The 20,941-nt window shown below is 66.6% G+C and carries 20 protein-coding genes; 18 read left to right on the top strand and 2 right to left on the bottom strand.

Going from position 1 to position 20,941, the window contains the following annotated elements; translation table 11 throughout:
- Positions 1–35 precede the first annotated feature (35 nt).
- A complete protein-coding gene (locus ARC78_RS05660) occupies positions 36–914 on the bottom strand; it encodes a LysR family transcriptional regulator (protein ID WP_057505893.1) in 879 nt (292 codons plus the stop codon).
- Between the two features lie 168 nt (positions 915–1,082).
- On the opposite strand from ARC78_RS05660, the gene blaCESS reads away from it, so the two are divergent.
- From blaCESS to ARC78_RS05640, 4 genes are all read left to right on the top strand, one after another.
- On the top strand, positions 1,083–1,973 hold the full coding sequence (gene blaCESS, locus ARC78_RS05655) for a CESS family extended-spectrum class A beta-lactamase (protein ID WP_057505892.1): 891 nt from the start codon (positions 1,083–1,085) through the stop codon (positions 1,971–1,973).
- Positions 1,974–2,029: 56 nt separating this feature from the next.
- Positions 2,030–3,271 carry a cation:proton antiporter gene (locus ARC78_RS05650; RefSeq protein WP_096144908.1) on the top strand — a complete coding sequence of 414 codons (1,242 nt, stop codon included), beginning with the start codon at positions 2,030–2,032 and terminating at the stop codon, positions 3,269–3,271.
- 82 nt (positions 3,272–3,353) lie between these two features.
- Positions 3,354–5,996: a serine/threonine-protein kinase gene (locus ARC78_RS05645; RefSeq protein ID WP_158499975.1), complete on the top strand. Its 2,643-nt coding sequence runs from the start codon at positions 3,354–3,356 to the stop codon at positions 5,994–5,996.
- A gap of 43 nt (positions 5,997–6,039) precedes the next feature.
- On the top strand, positions 6,040–6,687 hold the full coding sequence (locus tag ARC78_RS05640; RefSeq protein ID WP_096144907.1) for a hypothetical protein: 648 nt from the start codon (positions 6,040–6,042) through the stop codon (positions 6,685–6,687).
- A 65-nt stretch (positions 6,688–6,752) separates the two neighbouring features.
- Here the strand turns inward: ARC78_RS05640 and ARC78_RS05635 are convergent, their stop codons facing one another.
- Positions 6,753–7,433, bottom strand: coding sequence for a DUF3011 domain-containing protein (locus tag ARC78_RS05635; RefSeq protein ID WP_241772682.1), 681 nt, complete (start codon positions 7,431–7,433; stop codon positions 6,753–6,755).
- A 463-nt stretch (positions 7,434–7,896) separates the two neighbouring features.
- Between ARC78_RS05635 and aspS the strand changes: the two genes are divergently transcribed.
- The 14 genes from aspS (at position 7,897) to pal (ending at position 20,941) form a co-directional block, all read left to right on the top strand.
- Entirely contained in the window at positions 7,897–9,654 is a 1,758-nt protein-coding gene (gene aspS / locus ARC78_RS05630; RefSeq protein WP_054659721.1) for an aspartate--tRNA ligase, read from the top strand.
- A 153-nt stretch (positions 9,655–9,807) separates the two neighbouring features.
- Positions 9,808–10,329: a GNAT family N-acetyltransferase gene (locus tag ARC78_RS05625; RefSeq protein WP_054659723.1), complete on the top strand. Its 522-nt coding sequence runs from the start codon at positions 9,808–9,810 to the stop codon at positions 10,327–10,329.
- Between the two features lie 112 nt (positions 10,330–10,441).
- The gene (locus ARC78_RS05620; protein ID WP_057505909.1) at positions 10,442–11,074 is read left to right on the top strand and encodes a lipase family alpha/beta hydrolase; all 633 of its coding nucleotides are present in this window, start codon (positions 10,442–10,444) and stop codon (positions 11,072–11,074) included.
- Positions 11,075–11,138: 64 nt separating this feature from the next.
- Positions 11,139–11,870 carry a YebC/PmpR family DNA-binding transcriptional regulator gene (locus ARC78_RS05615; RefSeq protein ID WP_054657577.1) on the top strand — a complete coding sequence of 244 codons (732 nt, stop codon included), beginning with the start codon at positions 11,139–11,141 and terminating at the stop codon, positions 11,868–11,870.
- A 76-nt stretch (positions 11,871–11,946) separates the two neighbouring features.
- On the top strand, positions 11,947–12,468 hold the full coding sequence (gene ruvC / locus ARC78_RS05610; RefSeq protein ID WP_054657579.1) for a crossover junction endodeoxyribonuclease RuvC: 522 nt from the start codon (positions 11,947–11,949) through the stop codon (positions 12,466–12,468).
- Between the two features lie 10 nt (positions 12,469–12,478).
- Complete coding sequence (ruvA, locus tag ARC78_RS05605) at positions 12,479–13,066, top strand: Holliday junction branch migration protein RuvA (RefSeq protein WP_054657581.1); 588 nt, start codon at positions 12,479–12,481, stop codon at positions 13,064–13,066.
- Between the two features lie 43 nt (positions 13,067–13,109).
- The gene (locus ARC78_RS05600) at positions 13,110–15,026 is read left to right on the top strand and encodes a potassium transporter Kup (RefSeq protein WP_054657583.1); all 1,917 of its coding nucleotides are present in this window, start codon (positions 13,110–13,112) and stop codon (positions 15,024–15,026) included.
- Positions 15,027–15,071: 45 nt separating this feature from the next.
- Entirely contained in the window at positions 15,072–16,118 is a 1,047-nt protein-coding gene (ruvB, locus tag ARC78_RS05595; protein WP_054657585.1) for a Holliday junction branch migration DNA helicase RuvB, read from the top strand.
- Entirely contained in the window at positions 16,108–16,533 is a 426-nt protein-coding gene (ybgC, locus tag ARC78_RS05590) for a tol-pal system-associated acyl-CoA thioesterase (RefSeq protein WP_054657588.1), read from the top strand. Before ruvB ends, ybgC begins: the two co-directional genes overlap by 11 nt.
- A gap of 20 nt (positions 16,534–16,553) precedes the next feature.
- Positions 16,554–17,333, top strand: a complete 780-nt coding sequence (gene tolQ / locus ARC78_RS05585; protein WP_054657590.1) for a protein TolQ — start codon at positions 16,554–16,556, stop codon at positions 17,331–17,333.
- A gap of 39 nt (positions 17,334–17,372) precedes the next feature.
- Positions 17,373–17,801 carry a protein TolR gene (gene tolR / locus ARC78_RS05580; RefSeq protein WP_054657591.1) on the top strand — a complete coding sequence of 143 codons (429 nt, stop codon included), beginning with the start codon at positions 17,373–17,375 and terminating at the stop codon, positions 17,799–17,801.
- The gene (tolA, locus tag ARC78_RS05575; RefSeq protein WP_054657592.1) at positions 17,791–18,873 is read left to right on the top strand and encodes a cell envelope integrity protein TolA; all 1,083 of its coding nucleotides are present in this window, start codon (positions 17,791–17,793) and stop codon (positions 18,871–18,873) included. The genes tolR and tolA overlap by 11 nt, the downstream gene beginning before the upstream one ends.
- Positions 18,874–19,044: 171 nt before the next feature.
- Entirely contained in the window at positions 19,045–20,361 is a 1,317-nt protein-coding gene (gene tolB / locus ARC78_RS05570; protein ID WP_054657594.1) for a Tol-Pal system beta propeller repeat protein TolB, read from the top strand.
- 64 nt (positions 20,362–20,425) lie between these two features.
- Positions 20,426–20,941, top strand: a complete 516-nt coding sequence (gene pal, locus ARC78_RS05565; protein WP_054657596.1) for a peptidoglycan-associated lipoprotein Pal — start codon at positions 20,426–20,428, stop codon at positions 20,939–20,941.

Genomic DNA, 20,941 nt, shown 5'->3' with positions numbered 1-20,941 from the left:
CAGCTTGGCCGGCGGTGGACAGCTCCCGCCGGTGATCAAGGACCGGCCGGCGCTTCCTGCGCCTGCAGCCAGGCCTTGAACCGGCGCATCGGCTCGCGTTCCGGGCGCGAGCGCAGCCGCGTCAGCCAGTAACGGCCGAGTGACAGTGTCGGCGTGAACGGCTGCAGCAGGCGGCCGTCGGCAAGCTCCTGCTCGAACATGCGCAGCGGCAGCAACGCCACCCCGGCACCGGCCGCCGCCGCGCTGGCCAGCGTCAATGACGAATCGAACACCGGCCCGCGCGCTTGAACGCCGCTGATGCCGGCCAGTTTCAGCCAGCGCGGCCACTCGTCATTGCGGTAGGAGCGCAGCAGCGGCACGTTGCCCAGCTCGCGCGGCTGCCGCAGCCGCCGGGCCAGCGCCGGGGCGCACAATGGCGCGAACGGGGTATCGACAATGGCCGTGCAGTCTTGGCCCTGCCAGTCGCCCTCCCCGAAGCGGATCGCCAGGTCCAGCCCTTCACCGGCCAGGTCGATGCGGTTGTTGTGGGTCTGCACACGCAGTTCGATATCCGGATGGGCAGCCTCGAAGGCCGCCAGCCGTGGCAGCAGCCAGCCGGTGGCGAAGGTGCCGACCACGCCGACGGTGAGCACTTCGCGGAAGCGGCCGTCGCTGAAACGCGCCAGCGCGATCGCGATGCGGTCGAACGCCTCGGTCAGCACCGGATGCAGCGCCGCCCCTTCATCGGTCAGGGCCACGCCGCGTGGCAGGCGGTGGAACAGACTGACCTGCAGGCGGTCTTCCAGCGAGCGGATCTGGTGGCTCAGGGCGGCCTGGCTGACGCACAGCTCCAGTGCGGCCCGGGTGAAGTTCAGGTGCCGTGAGGCGGCCTCGAAGGCACGCAGGGCGTTGAGGGGCAGCGGCGGGCGGATCATGCAAAGCCATTAGGGCGGGTGATGGGTTGTCCGCATTATTCCGCCTTTGCTGCGGCAAGGGCGGGGTCAGCTGCAAATTCAGCTCATGGCTGATGCTGGTTTTTCGCGCTGGTCACAGGCCGCCGCGGCTTTCACCATCGTTGTCAGCCAATGCCCAGGAGAGTCCGCATGTTCGCCCGTCGCCAGTTCCTGAAGTTCGGGGGTGCCGCCCTGGCCAGTGCCGTTGCCGTGCCGGCACTGGCGCGGTTGGCCAACGCTACGGCACCTGCCCCGCCGGCCCGCGATTTCGCCGCGCTGGAAGCCGAAAGCGGCGGTCGGTTGGGCGTGTGCCTGTGGCATCCGGCCAGCGGTGCGCGCTATGGCCACCGCATGCAGGAACGCTTTCCGATGTGCAGCACCTTCAAGTTCCTGCTGTCGGCCGCGGTGCTGTATCGCGCCGATCGGGGCCAGCTCGCGCTGGACCGGCGCGTGCCGGTGCGGGCGGCGGACATCATCGACCACTCGCCGGTCAGCCAGCGCCACGTCGGCAAGGACCTGACGGTGCGCGATCTGTGCCGGGCGACGATGATCACCAGTGACAACGCCGCGGCCAACCTGCTGCTGCCGCTGGTCGGCGAGCCGGCCGGGCTGACCGCCTTCCTGCGGGCGCAGGGCGATGCGGTAACCGTCTGCGCGCGCTACGAGCCGGAGGCCAACCGCTTCGCGCCCGGCGATCCGCGCGACACCACCAGTCCAGCGGCGATGGCCGCCAACCTGCAGCGCTTCGTGCTGGGCGACGTGCTCGCCCCGGCATCACGGCAGCAACTGGCCGACTGGCTGATCGACAACCAGACCGGCGATGCGCGCCTGCGTGCCGGCCTGCCGCGCGGTTGGCGGGTGGGCGACAAGACCGGCAGCAACGGGAGTGACGCCACCAACGACATCGCCGTGCTGTGGCCCGAGGCCGGCGGCAGTCCGTGGCTGCTGGCCAGTTTCCTGCAGGGGTCTGCACTGGATGATGACGGTCGCAATGGGATTCTTCGCCGCGTGGGGGAGCTTGCGGGGGCCTGGTTGCACTGACAGCCGGTCTGTTCCGGCGCCCGCGTTGTCAGTTGTCCATCAAGGATGCCGGGCTCATGAACAAAGATGTCATCTACCTGTTGCTGATCTTCGCGTTGCTGGTGATCCCGCGCGCGATCCAGCGCTTCAGCATTCCCGCCCCGCTGACCTGCCTGGCGTTCGGTATCGGCGCGGTGCTGTGGCTGGACGATGGTGCCCACGATCCGGTGGTGAGCCTGCTGTCGATACTGGGAATCTCCTCGTTGTTCCTGTTCGCCGGGCTGGAGGTGGATATCGCCAGCCTGCGCAAGGGCCTGTGGCCGCTGCTGGCGCACCTGCTGATCCGCAGTGCCTCGCTGGTCGGGGTGGCCTGGCTGGCATGGCGCTACGCCGGCCTGTCGTGGCAGGCCGCGGGGCTGCTGGCGTTGGCGCTGCTGACGCCGTCGACCGGCTTCATCATGGATTCCCTGTCGCAGCTCGGGCTTGGTGACGAGGAGCGGTTCTGGGTGACCAGCAAGGCCATCGCCGGCGAGCTGCTGGCGCTGGCAGCGATGTTCGTGGTGATGCAGGCCGATGATCCGGTGCACCTGGGGCTCTCCAGCCTGGCGCTGGTGGCGATGATGGTCGGGCTGCCGCTGCTGTTCGTCGGCCTCGGCCGCTGGGTGGCGCCGCACGCGCCGGGCTCGGAGTTCTCGTTGCTGGTGATGGTGGGCATGCTCGCGGCCTACATCACCTACTGGCTGGGGGTGTACTACCTGGTCGGCGCGTTCATTGCCGGGCTGGTGGCACGCCTGCTGCAACAGCGGATGCCGTCGCTGGCCTCGCACGAGAACCTGCACGCGTTGCGCCTGTTCTCCTCGTTCTTCGTACCGTTCTACTTCTTCAATTCCGGCACCCATGTGCCCGGCGACGCGCTCAGTTTCGAAGCGCTGGGACTGGGAGTGGTCATCACCCTGGTGGTGCTGCCGCTGCGCATCGCGGTGGTGAGCCTGCAGCGCCGGCTGATCTTCGGCGAGAGCCTGCGTTCGAGCCTGCGGGTGGCACTGGCGCTGTCGCCGACGTTGATCTTCACCCTGGTGCTGGCCGGGATCATGCGCGAGCGTTTCGATGTCTCGCCGGTGCTGTATGGCGCGCTGCTGTTCTACGCGGCGGTGACCACACTGCTGCCATCGCTGGTGTTCCGCACGCCGATGGATGTGGATCCGTTGCAGCACGAACGCGCAATGGACGCCGCGGCGACGAACGTAAGAGCGCAGCTGACTGCAGACGGGCCGCTGGACGTCGCCTCGAAACCGGCTGATCTGTCGCGCAAGACCTGAGGCCTGGGCCAGCCGGCCCGCTATCATCGGCACCCGGAAAGCGGGATGCCAAAGCGGCGCCCTGCAGGCACAGGGGATGCGGGTGGATCGGGACAGTTGGCAGCAGGTGCGGGAGCTTTTCGACTCGGTGTGCGCGCTGGATCCGTCGCAATGGCGGACCGAGCTGGCGCGGTTGAGCGCCGATCCGCAGGTCATCGCGGAAACCCTGGGGCTGCTGGAGGCACAGACCTGCGATCTGGGCCGCGCACGCGCGCCGATGGAACAGTTGCTGACCGCCGCGGCAGTGTCGGAATTGAATGAGGGTGAACGGATCGGACCGTGGCGTCTGTGTGAGCGGTTGGCCAGTGGGGGCATGGGCGTGGTGTTCCGCGCCGAGCGTGCCGATGGCCTGTACGCGCAGCAGGTGGCGATCAAGTTCCTGCTCGGTCAACCCGGACCCCGGGTGGCCGAGCGGCTGGCCGCGGAACGGCGCATTCTGGCCGGATTGCAGCATCCCAACATCGCGCGGCTGTATGACGGTGGCAGCACGCCGGCGGGCAATCCCTATCTGGTCATGGAGTACGTCCGTGGCGAATCGCTGGATCAGTACTGCCGCCGCCAGGCCCTGGATATTCCCCAGCGCCTGGCTCTGTTCCTGAAGGTCTGCGGCGCGGTGCAGGCGGCGCATGCGCAGCTGGTGCTGCACTGCGACCTGAAGCCCTCCAACATCCTGGTGCGCGCCGATGGCGAGCCGGTGCTGCTGGATTTTGGCGTGTCGCGGCTGCTGGAGGGCGAAGAGCGCGGCGTGCGCGAGCCGTTCTTCACCGCGGCCTACGCGGCCCCGGAGTTGCAGTCCAACCAGAACGTGGGTGTCGCCTGCGATGTGTTCAGTCTGGGGGTGGTGCTGGGCGAACTGCTGGCAGGCGGATGCGTGCGCCGTGCTGCCGGGGCTTCCGCCGCGGCGGTGGTCGCGCCCAGCCTGCGGGCCGGTCTTGGCTCAAAGCAGCGGCGCGCGCTGCGCGGTGACCTGGATGCCATCGTGGTACGTGCCGGAGCGCTGCTGCCGGAGCAGCGCTATTCCTCGGTCGAGGCGATGGCGGCCGATGTGCAGCGCTATCTGCAACACCGCCCGGTGCGGGCGCGCAAGGGCGGGCGGGGGTACCGCGCCGGTCGCTGGTTGCGGCGCAACTGGAAGGGGATGGCGGCCCTGTCGGCAGGGCTGCTGCTGGCGGCCGGGTTTGTCTGGCGGTTGGGCCAGGCCCGGGCCGAGGCCGAGCGCGAGGCCATGGTCGCCGAACAGGTCAGCGGCTTTCTGGTGTCCATGTTCCAGGCGGCCGATCCGCGCGAGAAGGGACTGCGGGGCGGAGAAACGATCAGCGCCAGGGAGGTGCTGGACCGGGCCGCCGTGCAGGTGGACACCGATCTGGATACCGCACCGGAAGTACGCGCGCGGCTGAAGGCGGTGATCGGGCTGGCTTACAAGAATCTGGGGGATTCCAGCAGGGCCCGGCCACTGATGGAGGCCGCTGCCGAAGCACTGGCGCAGGCCGGTGGCGCAAAGAACATCGATCTGGCCGCGCAGAGTCTGAATATGGCCTCCAGCACCTATTCGGCCGATCGCTTCGGCAAGGAGGGTGAGCGTCTGGCGCGCCGTTCGCTGGCGCTGCTGGGCGAGGGCGCGCCGGACAGCTTCCGGATTGCGCAGTCCTGCAACTCGCTGGGACTGGCGTTGCTGTCCGAGCAGCGCTATGACGAGGCCGAAGCGGCGTTCAAACAGGCCCTGCAACGGCATGAGGCCGGCCGGCGGGAGCAGTTCATCGGCGTGCTGCAGGACAACCTGGGCATGCTCTACCGGCGCAAGGGCGACCTGGCCGCCGCGCTGGCCATGTTCGACCGTTCCACACCGATGTTCGAGCGCCTGTTTGGACCGATGTCGTTCGACTACTGGGGCAGCCATACCGAGCGCAGCCTGGCCGTGGCCGACAGCGGCAGGCTGGCGGAGGCGGTGATGCTGTTCGAGGCCAACCTGGCGCGGGCACCGAAGATTTTCGGCGAACACAGTGTGTATGTGTCCAGCGAGAACAACCGGCTGGCCGCCACGCTGATCCGCAAGGGTGAGTATGTCCGCGCGCGGCCTTATCTGGATGAAGCGCTGCGGCTGACGGTCGCGGTGCAGGGCAAAGACAGCTACGGCTATTCGCTGGTACTGGAAACGGCGGCGCAGCTGGCGGTGGGGACCGGCGACCTGCGCCGTGCCGAGGCCGACTACCGCACGGTGCTGGCCACGCGCGAGGCGGTGATCGGCGCCGATCATCCCGATACGCTGGATGCGGCGTTGCAGCTGGGCCTGTTGCTGACCCGGCTGGGCAGGAACGAGGGTGACGCGCTGCTGCAGCGGGCGTATCGGCAATGGCTGCCGCGTATTCCCGCCAACAGCGCCAACGGCATCCGCGTGCGCCAGGCCTGGACGGAGTGGCTGATCGGCAAACAGCGTCTGGACGAGGCGGCGGCGATGCTGGCGGCGCTGGAACCGGTCGTGCACGGCAGTCCGTTCGCGGCGATCAACCAGCAGGTACTGCGTGCGCGACTGGCGCAGCAGCGTGGTGCGTGGGCCGAGGCGGTGACGGCGTGGCAGGCGGTGCTCGCCGCGGCGGTGCCGGTATATGGCGATGATTCGCCGATCACCCGCCAGTGGCGGGCGGCATTGGCAACCGCCCGCGCCGCATCAGCCAATGCGAGGCCCTAGGCAGGCGCTTGCCCGGCAATCCACGGCGGGCTAGGGTCGCTGGATGAACAAAAAACTTTCGCATTCCCTGATGTGCGTGCTGGCCCTGGCCGGCGGTGCGGTTTTCCCTGCCTTTGCGGCCCCCCTCAATGCCGGGCGCATCGCCCGTCCGGACCCGGCGCCGGCCGACCAGTTCCTGGCGGCGCTGGCGCGGCATTGTGGGCAGGCGTTCGCCGGGCGCGTGGTCGCCAACCAGCCGGCCACGGCCACACCCGATGCCTTTGAGGGCAAGGCGCTGGTGATGCATGTCCGCGGCTGCGATGCGCCGACCCAGGAGCTGCGCGTGCCGTTCCATGTCGGCGATGACCGGTCGCGGACCTGGGTGCTGACCCGCACCGCCGGGGGGCTGCGCCTGAAACACGATCACCGCCATGAGGACGGCAGTCCGGATGCCACCACGATGTACGGCGGTGACACACAGGACGCCGGCAGCGTGACGCGGCAGCGCTTCCCGGTGGATGCCGAGTCGGTGGCGCTGTTCCAGCGCGAGGGTCTGCAGGGCTCGGTGCGCAATACCTGGGCGATGGAGCTGGAAGCGGGCAAGCGCTTCGTCTACGAGCTGTCGCGCCCGGACGGGCGGCTGTTCCAGGTCGAATTCGATCTCACCGCGCCGGTGGCTTTGCCGCCCGCGCCGTGGGGCAGCGAGAGCTGAGCGGAAAAAGGAAGGGCGCCGAGAGGCGCCCTTCTTCACTGTTCCGGCAGGAGCCGGGCCGGTGCTCAGCGGCTGCCAAAGCGCGCGCGGCAGCCGGCGTTCACCCACACGCTGTTGCCGCTGTAACCCCAGTTGCGGCCTTCGACGCACGGGGTGCTGGACAACTGCTGGATGACCACCGGGCGCCCCTGGCGCCGGTCCCAGGCGCAGGAGCGCATGCGGTTGTCATCGCTGCTGCAGGTGACGCTGTAATCGCTGTTGCCGCCATTCCAGTTGCCACCGTTATTGCCCCAGCCACCGCCACGGCCTTCCGTGAATCCGGCACGGCAGCCATTGCTGACCCAGACCGTACCGTTGCCGCTGCCCCAGTTGCGGCCCTCGATGCACTGGGTCTTGGACAGCTGACGCACCAGGGTGGCGCGGCGCCAGCCCGTGGCGCATTCGCGACGACGGTTGTCATTGCTTTCACAGCGGATCGTGCCGGCATTGCCGTTCCAGTTGCCGCCCTGGCCCCCACGGCCCTCGGCAAACTCAGCGCGGCAGCCGTTGCTGACCCAGACGCTGCCGTTGCTGCTGCCCCAGTTGCGGCCCTCGATGCACTGGGTCTTGGACAACTGGCGGACCAGGGTGGCGCGGCGCCAGCCGGTGTTGCAGACCCGCTGGCGGTTGTCATTGCTCTCGCAGCGGAGGGTGCCGGCATTGCCGTTGCCGCCCCCGCTCCAGTTGCCTCCGCCATTGCCGCGCAGCGAGGTGGCGATGTCCTGCTTGATCCGGGAGAAGCCCCAGCCGGAATTGACCTGGTCCAGGTAGAACTCCAGCTGGTCGTCGGGAATGCGGCGTCCGCCGGACTGGTCTGCGTATTCGCGCTCGATCACCCGGGCGCGGTCGGCGCGATTGAGCTGGCGCAGGTCCTCGGGTGCGTAGGCGCGGGTGGCCTGGGCCTGTGCGGTGGTTGGCAGGGCGGTCAACAGCGCGCCGGGCAGGGTCGCGGCAAGGCAGGCAAGCAGGAGGTGGCGTTTCATGGTGACATCCCCATTCAGTTCCGGAGGTGGCCGACTATAGTCCGCCACCCGCTTAAGCGGGCGTGACTGGTCGCCGGATTTGCTCCCGCACCGCCCGGGCCGCAAAATAACCGGCTTGATCGGCCTTGGCTGATATAAAACCTTCACCGGCGCCGCTGCGCGCTGGCATCCCCTGCGGAGCTTTTCCATGCGTACCCATTTCTGTGGCCTGGTCGATGAGACCTTGATCGGCCAAACCATCACTCTCGCCGGCTGGACCGACGTGGCCCGTAACCAGGGCGGCGTCTGCTTCATTGATCTTCGCGATCACGAAGGCATCGTGCAGGTGACGGTGGAGGTGGACAACGCCGAGGTGTTCGCCGTGGCCGCCTCGTTGGGCTACGAGGACGTGCTGCAGGTGGAAGGCGTCGTGCGCGCCCGCCACGCGGTCAACGACAAAATGCGCACCGGCAAGGTGGAAGTGATCGCCACCGCCATCACCGTACTCAACAAGGCCGCGCCGCTGCCGTTCCACGCCCACGAAAACCCGGGCGAGGAAACCCGCCTGAAGTACCGATACCTGGACCTGCGCCGTCCGGAAATGCAGCGCATGCAGCGCACCCGCATCAAGCTGGTGCAGGCCCTGCGCCGTCATCTGGATGGCCGCGGCTTCCAGGATATCGAGACCCCGATCCTGACCAAGGCCACCCCGGAAGGCGCGCGCGACTTCCTGGTGCCGGCGCGCATGCACCCGGGCGAGTTCTACGCGCTGCCGCAGAGCCCGCAGCTGTTCAAGCAGATCCTGATGGTGGCCGGCTTTGACCGCTACTACCAGATTGCCCGCTGCTTCCGCGATGAAGCCCTGCGTGCCGACCGCCAGCTGGAGTTCACCCAGCTGGACATGGAGTTCGCCTTCGTGCGCGAGCGCGACGTGCAGGATTTCGTCGAGGACATGATCCGCTCGATTTTCAAGGAAGTGGTCGACGTCGATCTCGATGCCAGCTTCCCGCGCATGACCTGGGCCGAGGCGATGCGCCGCTACGGGTCGGACAAGCCGGACCTGCGCATCGCGCTGGAGCTGGTGGACGTGGCCGAGCTGGTCAAGAGCAGCGAGTTCCCGGTGTTCACCGCGGCCGCCAATGACGCCGACGGCCGCGTGGCCGCGCTGCGCATCCCGGGTGGTGCCAGTCTGAGCCGCAAGCAGATCGACGAATACGCCGCCCACGCCGCCAAGTACGGTGCCAAGGGTCTGGCCTACATCAAGGTGGGCGAGAACGGTGAAATCAGCTCGCCGATCCAGAAGTTCTTCGCCGAAGACGCCTTCGCTGCGCTGCTCAAGCACATTGGTGCCGGCAATGGCGACATCGTGTTCTTCGGCGCCGGCGGCTACAACAAGGTCTCCGACTTCATGGGCGCACTGCGCCTGAAGGCCGGCAAGGACTTCAACCTGGTCGCCGATGGCTGGGCCCCGCTGTGGGTCACCGACTTCCCGATGTTCGAGTGGGACGAGGAAGAGCAGCGCTATGTGGCCCTGCATCATCCCTTCACCGCACCGGCGGTGGATGACGTGGCCGACCTGCGCGCCAATGCCAAGACGGCGGTGTCGCGCGGTTACGACATGGTGCTCAACGGCAACGAGATTGGCGGCGGTTCGATCCGTATCCATCGTCCGGAGATGCAGAGCGCGGTGTTCGAGCTGCTCGGCATCGGTGCTGAAGAAGCGCGCGCCAAGTTCGGCTTCCTGCTGGATGCCCTGAACTATGGCGCACCGCCGCACGGCGGCATCGCCTTCGGTATCGACCGCATCGCCGCGCTGATGGCCGGTACCGAGTCGATCCGCGACGTGATCCCGTTCCCGAAGACCACCGGCGCACAGTGCCTGATGACCGACGCGCCCTCGCCGATCACCGACGCGCAGCTGGCCGAGGTGCATGTGCAGGTGCGTCCGAAAGCGGCCAAGGAATAAGTTCCGCTCGCCGTTTGATGGCTGCCCGGTCGCGTTGATGAGCGCCGGGCGCCCGCCGCCAATGCGTCTGGAGGGGGGGCGTTGGCGGTCCTATCCGATGGCAATGCCGCCGGATAGATTGGGCATCGTTCCCATACCGCCGGAAACCCCGTGATCGACAATCGCTACACGCTCCGCCGCGCTACTGCTGACGACGCCGACACCTTGTCGGCGCTGGCTACACGTACCTTTGTCGAGACCTTCGGGCATCTGTATCCGCCGGAGGATCTGCAGGCGTTTCTGGACGAAGCGTATCCGGCGGCCCGCCAGCGGGTGATCCTGGAGCATCCGGACTATGCGGTGTGGTTGCTCGAATGCGATGGGGTGGCCGTTGGTCATGCCGCCGCCGGACCGTGTGGCCTGCCGCATCCGCAGGTGCGTCCCGGCGACGGGGAGCTCAAGCGCCTGTATCTGCTCCAGGGCCATCAGAATGGCGGCTGGGGCAGCCGCCTGTTCCAAGCCGCGCTGGCATGGCTGGAGCGCGAGGGCCCGCGCACGCTGTGGATCGGGGTGTGGTCGGAAAACTTCGGCGCGCAGCGCTTCTATGGCCGGCACGGTTTTGAGAAAGCCGGCGAGTACGAATTCCCGGTGGGCCGGGTCCGCGACCGGGAGTTCATCCTGCGCCGTTCACCCTAGCGCCGGCCGTGGCCACCCAACACCTGCTTCACCCGGGATTGCCCGTGGGTCGGCTATCACTCCCCGTATCGATATGGAGCACGGGCGCCGCAAGCGGCGCAAGGTGGACGCAATGACATCACCGGTACTGCTGCTGCATGGCATCTGGAACGCCCGCGCCTGGGTCGGCCCCCTGGCGTGGCGGCTGCGCGCGCAGGGCTTTTTAGTCAACAGTTTCGGCTATCCCAGCGTGTTCGGTGGCCCGGAGGTGGCGGTGCCGCTGCTGATCGAGCGGTTGCGTGGTCGCGGCCCGGTCGCGCTGGTCGGGCATAGCCTCGGGGGGCTGGTGGCGCTGGAGGCTCTGCGGGTGGCGCCGGAGCTGGAAGTGTCCCGGGTGGTGTGCCTGGGCTCGCCGTTGTGCGGCAGCGAAACCGCGCGCGCCCTGGCCGGGCATGGCTGGGCGGCGGCCTTGGGGCGCAGCGGCGGACTGCTGCGGCACGGATTGCCGGCGTGGCAGGGCCGGGCCGAGGTGGGGCTGGTGGCCGGCTCGGTGCCGCACGGCTTGGGAGCCCTGCTGGGCGCGGTGCATGCCGATTCCGATGGCACCGTGGCGCTGGCCGAGACCCGTCTGCAGGGATTGGCCGACCATTGTGTGGTGCCGGTCAGCCACAGCGGGCTGGTGCTGTCGCCGGAGGTGGCGCGGCAGACCGCGGCGTTCCTGCGTGAAGGGCGGTTTGACCGTGATCGGGGACGACGGGTGGCGTGACAGGTGCCGGCGCGGCGATCGGGTAGAATTCACGCCCTGTTCCTGACAGATGTACGGTATTCCCATGGGTAGAGGTCCTTCCATCGAAGGCCGCAAAAACGCGTCTGACGCGAAGCGCGGCAAGATTTTCACCAAGATCATCCGTGAGATCAGCGTGGCCGCACGCGGTGGTGGAGGCGACCCCAACAACAACCCGCGGTTGCGTACAGCCATCGACAAGGCGCTGTCGGCGAACATGTCCAAGGACGTGATCGAGCGCGCGATCAAGAAGGCGACCGGCGAGCTGGAAGGCGTTGAATATGAGGAAATCCGCTACGAAGGCTATGCCCCGGGCGGCGTGGCGGTGATCGTGGACTGCCTGACCGACAACCGTGTGCGTACCGTGGCCGATGTGCGCCATGCCTTCAGCAAGTGCGGCGGCAATATGGGCACCGAGGGCTCGGTGGCTTTCATGTTCAAGCGCCTTGGCGTGCTGGCTTACGCGCCCGGCGCCGATGAGGAAAAAATCACCGAGGCCGCGATCGAGGCCGGTGCAGATGACATCGCAGTCTATCCGGAAGATGGCGCGATCGATGTGATCACCGCCCCGGAATCGTTCCTGGGGGTGAAGGCGGCGATGGAGGCGGCGGCGCTGACGCCGGACCATGCCGAAATCACCTTCCGCGCCGACAACGACATCGCCGTGGATGCCGACACCGCTGTGCAGGTCAAGAAGCTGCTGGACATGCTTGAAGACCTGGACGATGTGCAGGACGTGTATTCCAACGTCGATCAGGCCAGCCTCGAGCGGGCCTGACCGGCCGTTCCCGTCCTACTGATTGAGACGGCGGTGGCGGATCATGGCCGCCGTCCCAATCCAGGCAGACCCTCCAATGACCCGCATCCTCGGCATCGACCCGGGCTCGCAACGCACCGGTGTCGGCATTATCGATATCGATGCCAGCGGCCGTGCCAGCCACGTCTACCATGCCCCGCTGGTGCTGCTGGGCGCCGATGGCTTTGCGTTGCGGCTCAAGCGGCTGGCCGATGGCCTGCATGCCCTGATCGAGGAATACCGGCCGCAGGAAGTGGCCATCGAGAAGGTGTTCATGGCCAAGAACGCCGATTCGGCGTTGAAGCTGGGCCAGGCCCGCGGCGCGGCGATCTGTGCGGTGGTGATGCGGGATCTGCAGGTCAGCGAATACGCGGCCACCGAGATCAAGCTGGCGGTGGTCGGGCGCGGCAGCGCGCAGAAAGAACAGGTCCAGCATATGGTGGGCCTGATGTTGAACCTGAAGGGCAAGCTGCAGGCGGATGCCGCCGATGCGCTGGCCGTCGCCATCACCCACGCGCATGTGCGCGCCACGGCCAACCGGCTGGGCGTGGATGTGCGCCAGGCCTGGAGTCGCAAATGAGGAACTTGGCATGATCGGACGCCTGCGCGGCATCCTCGCGTACAAAGCCCCGCCGTGGCTGGTGATCGACGTCAATGGCGTCGGCTACGAGCTGGAGGCGCCCATGAGCACGTTCTACGACCTGCCCGATGTCGGCCGCGAGGTGATCCTGTTCACCCATTACGCGCAGAAGGAAGACAGCGTGTCGCTGTACGGCTTCCTGCGCGAAGGCGAGCGCCGCCTGTTCCGTGATGTGCAGAAGGTGTCGGGCATCGGCGCGAAAATCGCGCTGGCGGTGCTTTCCGGGGTCAGCGTCGACGAGTTCGGGCGGCTGATCCAGACCGGCGATGTCGCTGCGTTGACCCGTATTCCGGGCATCGGCAAGAAGACCGCCGAGCGTATGGTGGTGGAGCTGCGTGATCGCGCGGCCAATTTCACCGGCGGCGGTGCGCCCATCGCCGGACAGCTCGGGGCCGATCCGGTGTCCGAGGCGACAGTGGCCTTGCAGCAACTGGGCTATAAACCGGCCGAGGCGGCCAAGATGGCGCGCGATGCCGGCGGCGAGGGCGACGATGTCGCCACCGTCATCCGCAAGGCGCTGCAATCGGCGCTGCGCTGAGGCGCGGTGCCCATCCGGCTGTATGACGTCAATCGAGACTTCCATGTCCCACGTTTCCCCGCAGTCTGATTCTTCCGCGCCACATTCCGGCCACGGTACCGCTGGTGGTCTGGCGCTGGTCATCGGCGCCATCGGCGTGGTGTTCGGCGACATCGGCACCAGTCCGCTGTACACCCTGAAGGAGGCGTTCTCGCCGCACTACGGGCTGACCAGCGACCACGACACCGTACTGGGGGTGCTGTCACTGGCGTTCTGGGCGCTGAACATGGTGGTCACGCTCAAGTACGTGACCATCATCATGCGCGCCGACAACGATGGCGAGGGCGGCATCATGGCGTTGATGGCGCTGGCCCAGCGCACGCTGCGCAACGGCTCGCGCTCGGCCTATGTGGTGGGCATTCTCGGTATTTTCGGCGCTTCGCTGTTCTTCGGTGATGGGGTGATCACCCCGGCCATCTCGGTGCTGGGCGCAGTGGAGGGCCTGGAGGTCGCAGCGCCCGGACTGGGCCATTTCGTTGTGCCGATCACCCTGGTGGTGCTGGCCGCGGTGTTCGCCGCGCAGCGTTTCGGTACCGAGAAGGTCGGCAAGGTGTTCGGACCGGTGATGACGATCTGGTTCCTGTCGCTGGCGGCGATCGGCATCTGGAACGTGATCAGTGCCCCGGAAGTGCTCAAGGCCTTCAATCCCCTGTGGGGCGCGCGCTTCTTCCTGGAGCATGGCTGGCACGGCATCTTCATCCTTGGTGCGGTGGTGCTGGCGGTGACCGGTGGCGAGGCGCTGTATGCGGACATGGGCCACTTCGGCGCGCCGCCGATCCGCCATGCCTGGTACTTCTTCGTACTGCCGTGTCTGGTGCTGAACTATCTGGGCCAGGGCGCGCTGGTGCTGCAGCGGCCGGATGCGGTGTCCAATCCGTTCTTCGAAGCCGTGCCGCAATGGGCGCTGTACCCGATGATCATCCTGGCGACGATGGCGGCGGTGATCGCCAGCCAGTCGGTGATCACCGGCGCATTCTCGGTGTCCCGTCAGGCCATACAGCTGGGTTACATCCCGCGCATGCGCATCCTGCATACCTCGCACGACACCATCGGCCAGATCTACATCCCGGGCATCAACTGGGGCTTGGCGGTGATGGTGTTCGGGCTGGTGCTGGCGTTCCGCAGTTCCAGCAATCTGGCTGTGGCATACGGCATTTCGGTGTCGGCCACGATGCTGATCGACACCCTGCTGCTGGCGCTGGTGGCGCGTGCGCTGTGGCCCAGGGCGCGGCATGCCATCGTCGCGCTGTGCGTGGTTTTCTTCGTCATCGACCTGGGGTTCGTGATCGCCAACGGCGCCAAGCTGCTGCAGGGGGCGTGGTTCCCGGTCGTGCTGGGGGTGGCCCTGTTCACGATGATGCGCACCTGGCGGCGTGGTCGCGAACTGCTGCGCGATGAGATCCGCAAGGACGGTATCCGCATCGATACCTTCCTGCCCGGGCTGATGCTGGCACCGCCGGTGCGTGTACCGGGCACGGCGATATTCCTGACGGCCGATCCGGCGGTGGTGCCGCACGCGCTGATGCACAACCTCAAGCACAACAAGGTGCTGCACGAGCGCAATGTGTTCCTCCACGTGGAAACCCTACCGGTGCCGTATGCGGCCGATGCGCAGCGACTGAAGATCGATTCGGTGGGGGACGAGTTCTATCGCATCCAGGTGCGCTACGGTTTCATGGAAACGCCGGACGTCCCGCTGGCGCTGATGCGCTCGTGCGACCACGGCGGCATCTATTTCGATCCGATGGAGACCACGTTCTTCGCCAGCCGCGAAACCATCGTCGCCAGCGCCAATCGCGGCATGCCGATCTGGCGTGACAAGCTGTTTGCGTTCATGCATCGCAACGCGGCCCCGGCCACCGGCTTCTTCCGGATTCCGGGCAACCGTCTGGTCGAGCTGGGTGCGCAGGTGGAGATCTAGCCCGTATGCCCGTAACTTGCCGCGCGCTTGGCGCATAATTGCGCGATGACTGATCATCGCATCATCGGCGCCGGCGCCACCCGCGAGGACGAGGTGGCCGATGCCAGCATCCGTCCGCGCACCCTGGCCGACTATCTCGGCCAGGCGCCCGTGCGTGAGCAGCTGGATATCTACATCCAGGCGACAAAATCGCGTGGCGAGGCGCTGGACCATGTGCTGATCTTCGGCCCGCCGGGGCTGGGCAAGACCACCCTCAGCCACGTCATCGCCAACGAACTGGGCGTGGCGCTGCGGGTCACCTCCGGCCCGGTGATCGAGAAAGCCGGCGACCTGGCCGCGCTGCTGACCAACCTGCAGCCGCACGATGTGTTGTTCATCGATGAGATCCATCGCCTCTCGCCCGTGGTCGAGGAAGTGCTGTATCCGGCGATGGAGGATTTCCAGATCGACATCATGATCGGGGAGGGCCCGGCGGCGCGTTCGATCAAGCTGGATCTGCCTCCGTTCACCCTGATCGGCGCCACCACCCGGGCCGGGTTGTTGACCGCGCCACTGCGTGACCGCTTTGGCATTGTGCAGCGGCTGGAGTTCTATTCGGCCGACGAGCTGACCCGTATCGTCCGGCGCTCGGCCGCCATCCTCGGGATCGATTGCAGCGCCGAAGGCGCCGGCGAGATCGCGCGCCGTTCGCGCGGCACCCCGCGCATCGCCAACCGCCTGCTGCGCCGCGTGCGCGACTATGCGCAGGTCAAGGCCAGTGGGCATATCGACCAGAACGTCGCGCAGGCCGCCATGCAGATGCTCAAGGTCGACCCGGAAGGCTTCGATGAGCTGGACCGGCGCCTGCTGCGTACTATGGTCGAGTATTTCGACGGCGGCCCGGTCGGGATCGAATCGCTGGCCGCCGCCCTGTCGGAAGAGCGCGGTACGCTCGAAGACGTGGTCGAGCCCTATCTGATCCAGCAGGGTTTTCTGGTGCGTACCGCGCGTGGGCGGATGGCTACGCACAAGGCCTATCGCCACATGGGGCTGAAGCCCAAGGCCGCGCCGGCACCGGTGGATCTGTTTGTGGAGCAGCGTGATGACGATTGAGGCCCGGTTCAGTTGGCCGACACGCATTTACTGGGAAGATACCGACGCAGGTGGTGTGGTCTACCACGCACGCTATGTGGCGTTCATGGAACGCGCCCGCACCGAATGGATGCGCGCGCTGGGTTATGGGCAGGAAGCCATGCGCAATGGGGGCGGGCAGGTGTTTGTGGTCCGTGCCATGAAGCTGGATTTCCTGAAACCGGCCAGGCTGGATGATGCGCTGACCACCACGGTGGAACTGGTGCAATGCCGGCGGGCCAGTCTGCTGATGACGCAGGCGGTGATGCGAGAGGACCAGCTGCTGGTCAGTGCCGAGGTCCGGCTTGCCGCCGTCAGCGCCGCGGATTTCCGTCCGCAGCCCATTGATGAAACGCTGTACGCAACGCTCAAACCCCTTCAAACACAAACCGCTTAAGCAATACTGAGGAAGACCGGATGATCGCTTTGCTTCTGGCCCTGCAGGCCACCGTGACCGAGGCCCTGCCGGCCGATGTCAGCGCCGCAGCTGCGCAGACCGTTGCCCAGGCCAGCCATGGCGGCGGCATCAACTATCTGGATCTGATGATCAAGGCCAGTATCCCGGTCAAGCTGATCGTGCTGCTGCTGCTGGCCGGTTCGTTCATCAGCTGGGTGATCATTTTCCGCAAGGCACGCGTGTTCAAGGCCGCCGATCGCGAGGCCAACGATTTCGAGAACCGCTTCTGGTCGGGGGCCGATCTGGGCAAACTTTATTCGGCGGCGACTGATCGCAACCGGTCGGTGGACGGGCTGGAAGCGATCTTCGAATCCGGTTTCCGGGAATACACCCGGATGCAGAACCGTCGCGGCCTGGACGGCCGCAGCCAGCTGGAAGGCGCGCAGCGCGCCATGCGCACCGCCTATGCCCGTGAAGTGGACGGGCTGGAGCGCAACCTGGAGCTGCTGGCCAATATCGGTTCAACCGCCCCTTATGTGGGCCTGGTCGGTACCGTGTTCGGCATCATGGTGACCATGCACGACATGATCAGCAGCGGTGAGCAGGCCGGCATCGCCTCGGTCGCGCCCGGCATCTCCGAAGCGCTGTTCGCCACCGCCATCGGCCTGTTCGTGGCCATCCCGGCAGTGTGGGCCTACAACCGTTTCACAACCCGCGTGGAGCGCCTGTCGGTGCGTTATGAAACCTTCGCCGAAGAGTTCAGCTCCATCCTGCAGCGCCAGAGCGGCGCTGACGAGTAAGCGCCTCCGCGCTTTCCTCTGACCGCAGGAGCCCAGAACATGACCGCCGCCATACCCCGCCGCAAGCGCCGCAAGCTCAAGTCCGAGATCAACGTCGTGCCGTACATCGACGTGATGTTGGTGCTGCTGATCATCTTCATGGTGACCGCGCCGCTGCTGACGCTCAGTTTCGAAGTCGATCTGCCCAGTTCCACCGCCAAGGCGCTGGAAAGCCGGCAGGATCCGGTGATCGTCTCGGTGCGTGCCGATGGCCAGCTCAGCCTCAAGCTGCCCGAAGCCAAGGACCCGCAAGCCATGGAGGCTGGTGTGCTGCAGGCGCAGCTGGGCGCGTTGGCCTCGCAGGACAAGGATCTGCGCGTGATCGTCGCCGCCGACAAGACCGTGACCTATGAGAAGGTCGTCGCGGCGATGGACGTGATCAAGGCCGCGAAGATCGAGAAGGTGGGTCTGGCGACCGATGCACGCTGACGCTTTGCCGCCGCCGCGCGATTCCAACAGCGAGTGGGGCCTGCCGGTCGTACTGGCCTTGCTGGTGCATCTGCTGGTTGCGGCGATTTTTATCATCGCCTGGGTCTGGTCGCCTTCGCGCTCGACCGACGCCGCTGCCGGGAGCCCGGCGGTGGAGGCCAGCCTGGAGTTGTCAGCGGCTGAAGCCTCGGCCGCGCGGCAGGCCCTGCGCGCTTCGGAAAAGCTGCCCGACCTGCCCGAGCCGGTGGAGGACGTGCAGCCCGAACCGGTGCCCGAAGACACCGTGCCCCCGCCGCAGCCGATTCCCGAGCCGCGCCCGCAGGATGCGCCGACTCCGCAGCAGCACAATGCACAAGAACGCATCGCCCAGCCCGATACCGTGGACCAGGAGCGCGTCAGTGCACTGGCGATCTCGCAGGAGAAGGCCCGGCAGGAGCAGGAGGCCAAGCGCCGCCAGGAGCAGATCGATCTGACCGAGCGCAAGCGCGTGGAGGAGGCCGAGCAGAAGCTGAGGCTGGCCAAGCAGCAGGAAGAAGCCGACCGCCAGAAGAAGCTGGCCGACCAGCAGCGTCAGGCCAACGAGGCCAAGGCCAAGGCCGAGCAGGAGCGGCAGCAGAAGATCGCCGAGATCCGCCGCAAGCGGGAGCAGGCCGAGCGCGAGGCCAAGCTCGCCGAACAGCGTCTGCGCCAGGTGGCCGATGCGCGCGCCAAAGCCCAGGCTGCATCGTCCAGCAGTACCGGAAGTGCCGGGCCGACATCGCCCGCGCCCGGGCAGGGGGGTACCAGCACGGATCTCACTGCCAAATATGCGGCAGCGATCCAGCAGGCGGTACTCAACCAGTGGATACGCCCGGATTCCATCCCGCGAGGCCAGCGCTGCCGCCTCACCATCCGTCAGCTGCCCGGGGGAGAGGTGATGGATGTCGAATTCGCACCGGGCTGTCCCTATGACGAGGCCGGCAGGCGTTCGGTGGAGGCCGCGGTGCGGCGCGCCCAGCCGCTGCCCTATCGCGGATTCGAATCGGTGTTCCAGCGCAACCTCAATTTCAATTTCGAGGCGCAGGATCGCTGAGCGCAGGGCAGGTCGCGGTAGCCACTTGCTCTGATTGCACAAGAAGCCATGGTAGTGGACTCCGTTTTCCGCAGTTGGCGGAATTTCACAGGGTGTTCGTTCACAATTGCGAAACTGTTCATCCGCGTGCTGCTATCCCTCTTTGACTTGATCCGTACCGTTGAGCCTCCCATGAAGAAAATGCATCGCTGGCTGGTTGCCCTCGCTGTCCTGCTGTTGCCGCTTGCGGCGATGGCGCAGCAGAAGGGCTTGGAAATCGACATCATCGGTGGCAATGCATCGGCAATGCCGATCACTGTCGTGCCGATGCCGTATCAGGGCTCGGTCGCGCCGCAGACCGATGTCGCGGCGGTGGTGCGCGCCGATCTGGAGCGCTCCGGCCAGTTCCGCAGTCTGCCCGAGGCGCAGATTGTCGAGCGTCCGACCCGCGGCAGCGAGGTGCAGTACCCGACCTGGCGCGCGCTCAAGCAGGACTACCTGGTGGTGGGGCGTGTGCTCGATGCCGGCGCCGGTGCCTATCGGGTGGAGTACGAGCTGTTCGATGTCGCCAAGGGCGAGCGCATGCTGGGTCTGGCGATGACCGCACGCTCCAACGCGATGCGTGATGTCGCCCATCAGATGGCCGATGCGATCTACGAGAAGATCACCGGTGTCCGCGGCGCGTTCTGGACGCGTATCGCCTACATCACCGCCAGCGGCAAGGGCGCCAACATGCGCTATGCGCTGATGGTGGCCGACTCCGATGGCTTCAATCCGCAGACCATCGTGCGTTCGGCCGAACCGCTACTGTCACCCAACTGGAGCCCGGATGGCCGCAAGCTGGCCTATGTCAGCTTCGAACGTGGAAATTCCTCCATCTACATCCAGGACATTTCCACCGGCGCGCGCGAGCTGCTGACCAGCTTCCGTGGCATCAACAGTGCCCCGTCGTTTTCCCCGGACGGCCGCCGGCTGGCGCTGTCCCTGTCGCGCAGCGGCAATCCGGAAATCTATGTGATGGATCTGGGCAGCAAGCAGCTCACCCAGCTGACGAACCACTTCGGTATCGACACCGAGCCGACCTGGGCGGCGGATGGCGGCTCGATCTATTTCACCTCCGACCGGGGCGGTCGTCCGCAGATCTACCAGGTCCCGGCCAGTGGCGGCAGCGCCAGCCGTGTGACGTTCCAGGGCAACTACAACGCCACCCCCAGCGTTTCATTTGACGGCAAGAAGATCGTCATGGCGCAAGGCAGCGGCAATACGTATAAGATCGCGATGATGGACAGCAGCCTGGGGTCTCCCCGCTGGAGCACGCTGTCACCGGGATCGCTGGATGAGTCTCCCAGTTTCGCCCCGAATGCAAGCATGGTGCTGTACGCCGCCCGCGAAGGTGGCCGTGGTGTGCTGTATGCCGTGTCGGCGGATGCGCGGGTGCGCCAGCGACTGGTTTTGGCGGATGGTGATGTCAGGGAACCTTCGTGGGGCCCCTACCGTGCCGCGCGTTGATAAAATGTTAATATCGCAGTTGCATTAAACCCCAACACCGGCTTAGGAGCCTTGAGTTATCGCCATGAATAAGTCCACTCGCGTTTTGCTCGTTTCGCTGTTGTCCGTGGCCGCGCTGGCCGGTTGCTCCAAGAAGGTCAAGGAACAGCCTGCTGCTCCGGTCGATACCACCCCGACCGCTCCGGCACCGGCTCCGTCCACCTCGGGTCTGTATGGCCCGGGCGACTTGGATACCGACGCCTGCCTGCGCCAGCGCGTGGTCTACTTCGACCTGGATCAGGATTCGGTCAAGCCGGAATTCCAGGCCATCATGGCCTGCCACGCCAAGTATCTGCGTGACCGTCCGTCCTCGCGCATCACCCTGCAGGGCCACACCGACGAGCGTGGTTCGCGCGCGTACAACCAGGCTCTGGGCGAGCGTCGTGGCAACGGCGTGAACTCCGCGCTGCAGGCCAACGGTGGCTCGGCTTCGCAGCTGACCGTCGTGTCCTACGGTGAAGAGCGTCCGGTGTGCACCGAGTCGAACGAGTCCTGCTGGTCGCAGAACCGTCGCGTCGAAATCGTCTACACCGCGCAGTAA

It is taken from the genome of Stenotrophomonas pictorum JCM 9942, from assembly GCF_001431585.1.
Taxonomy (GTDB): Bacteria; Pseudomonadota; Gammaproteobacteria; order Xanthomonadales; family Xanthomonadaceae; genus Stenotrophomonas; species Stenotrophomonas pictorum.
This window is presented reverse-complemented; position numbering and strand designations above follow the sequence as displayed.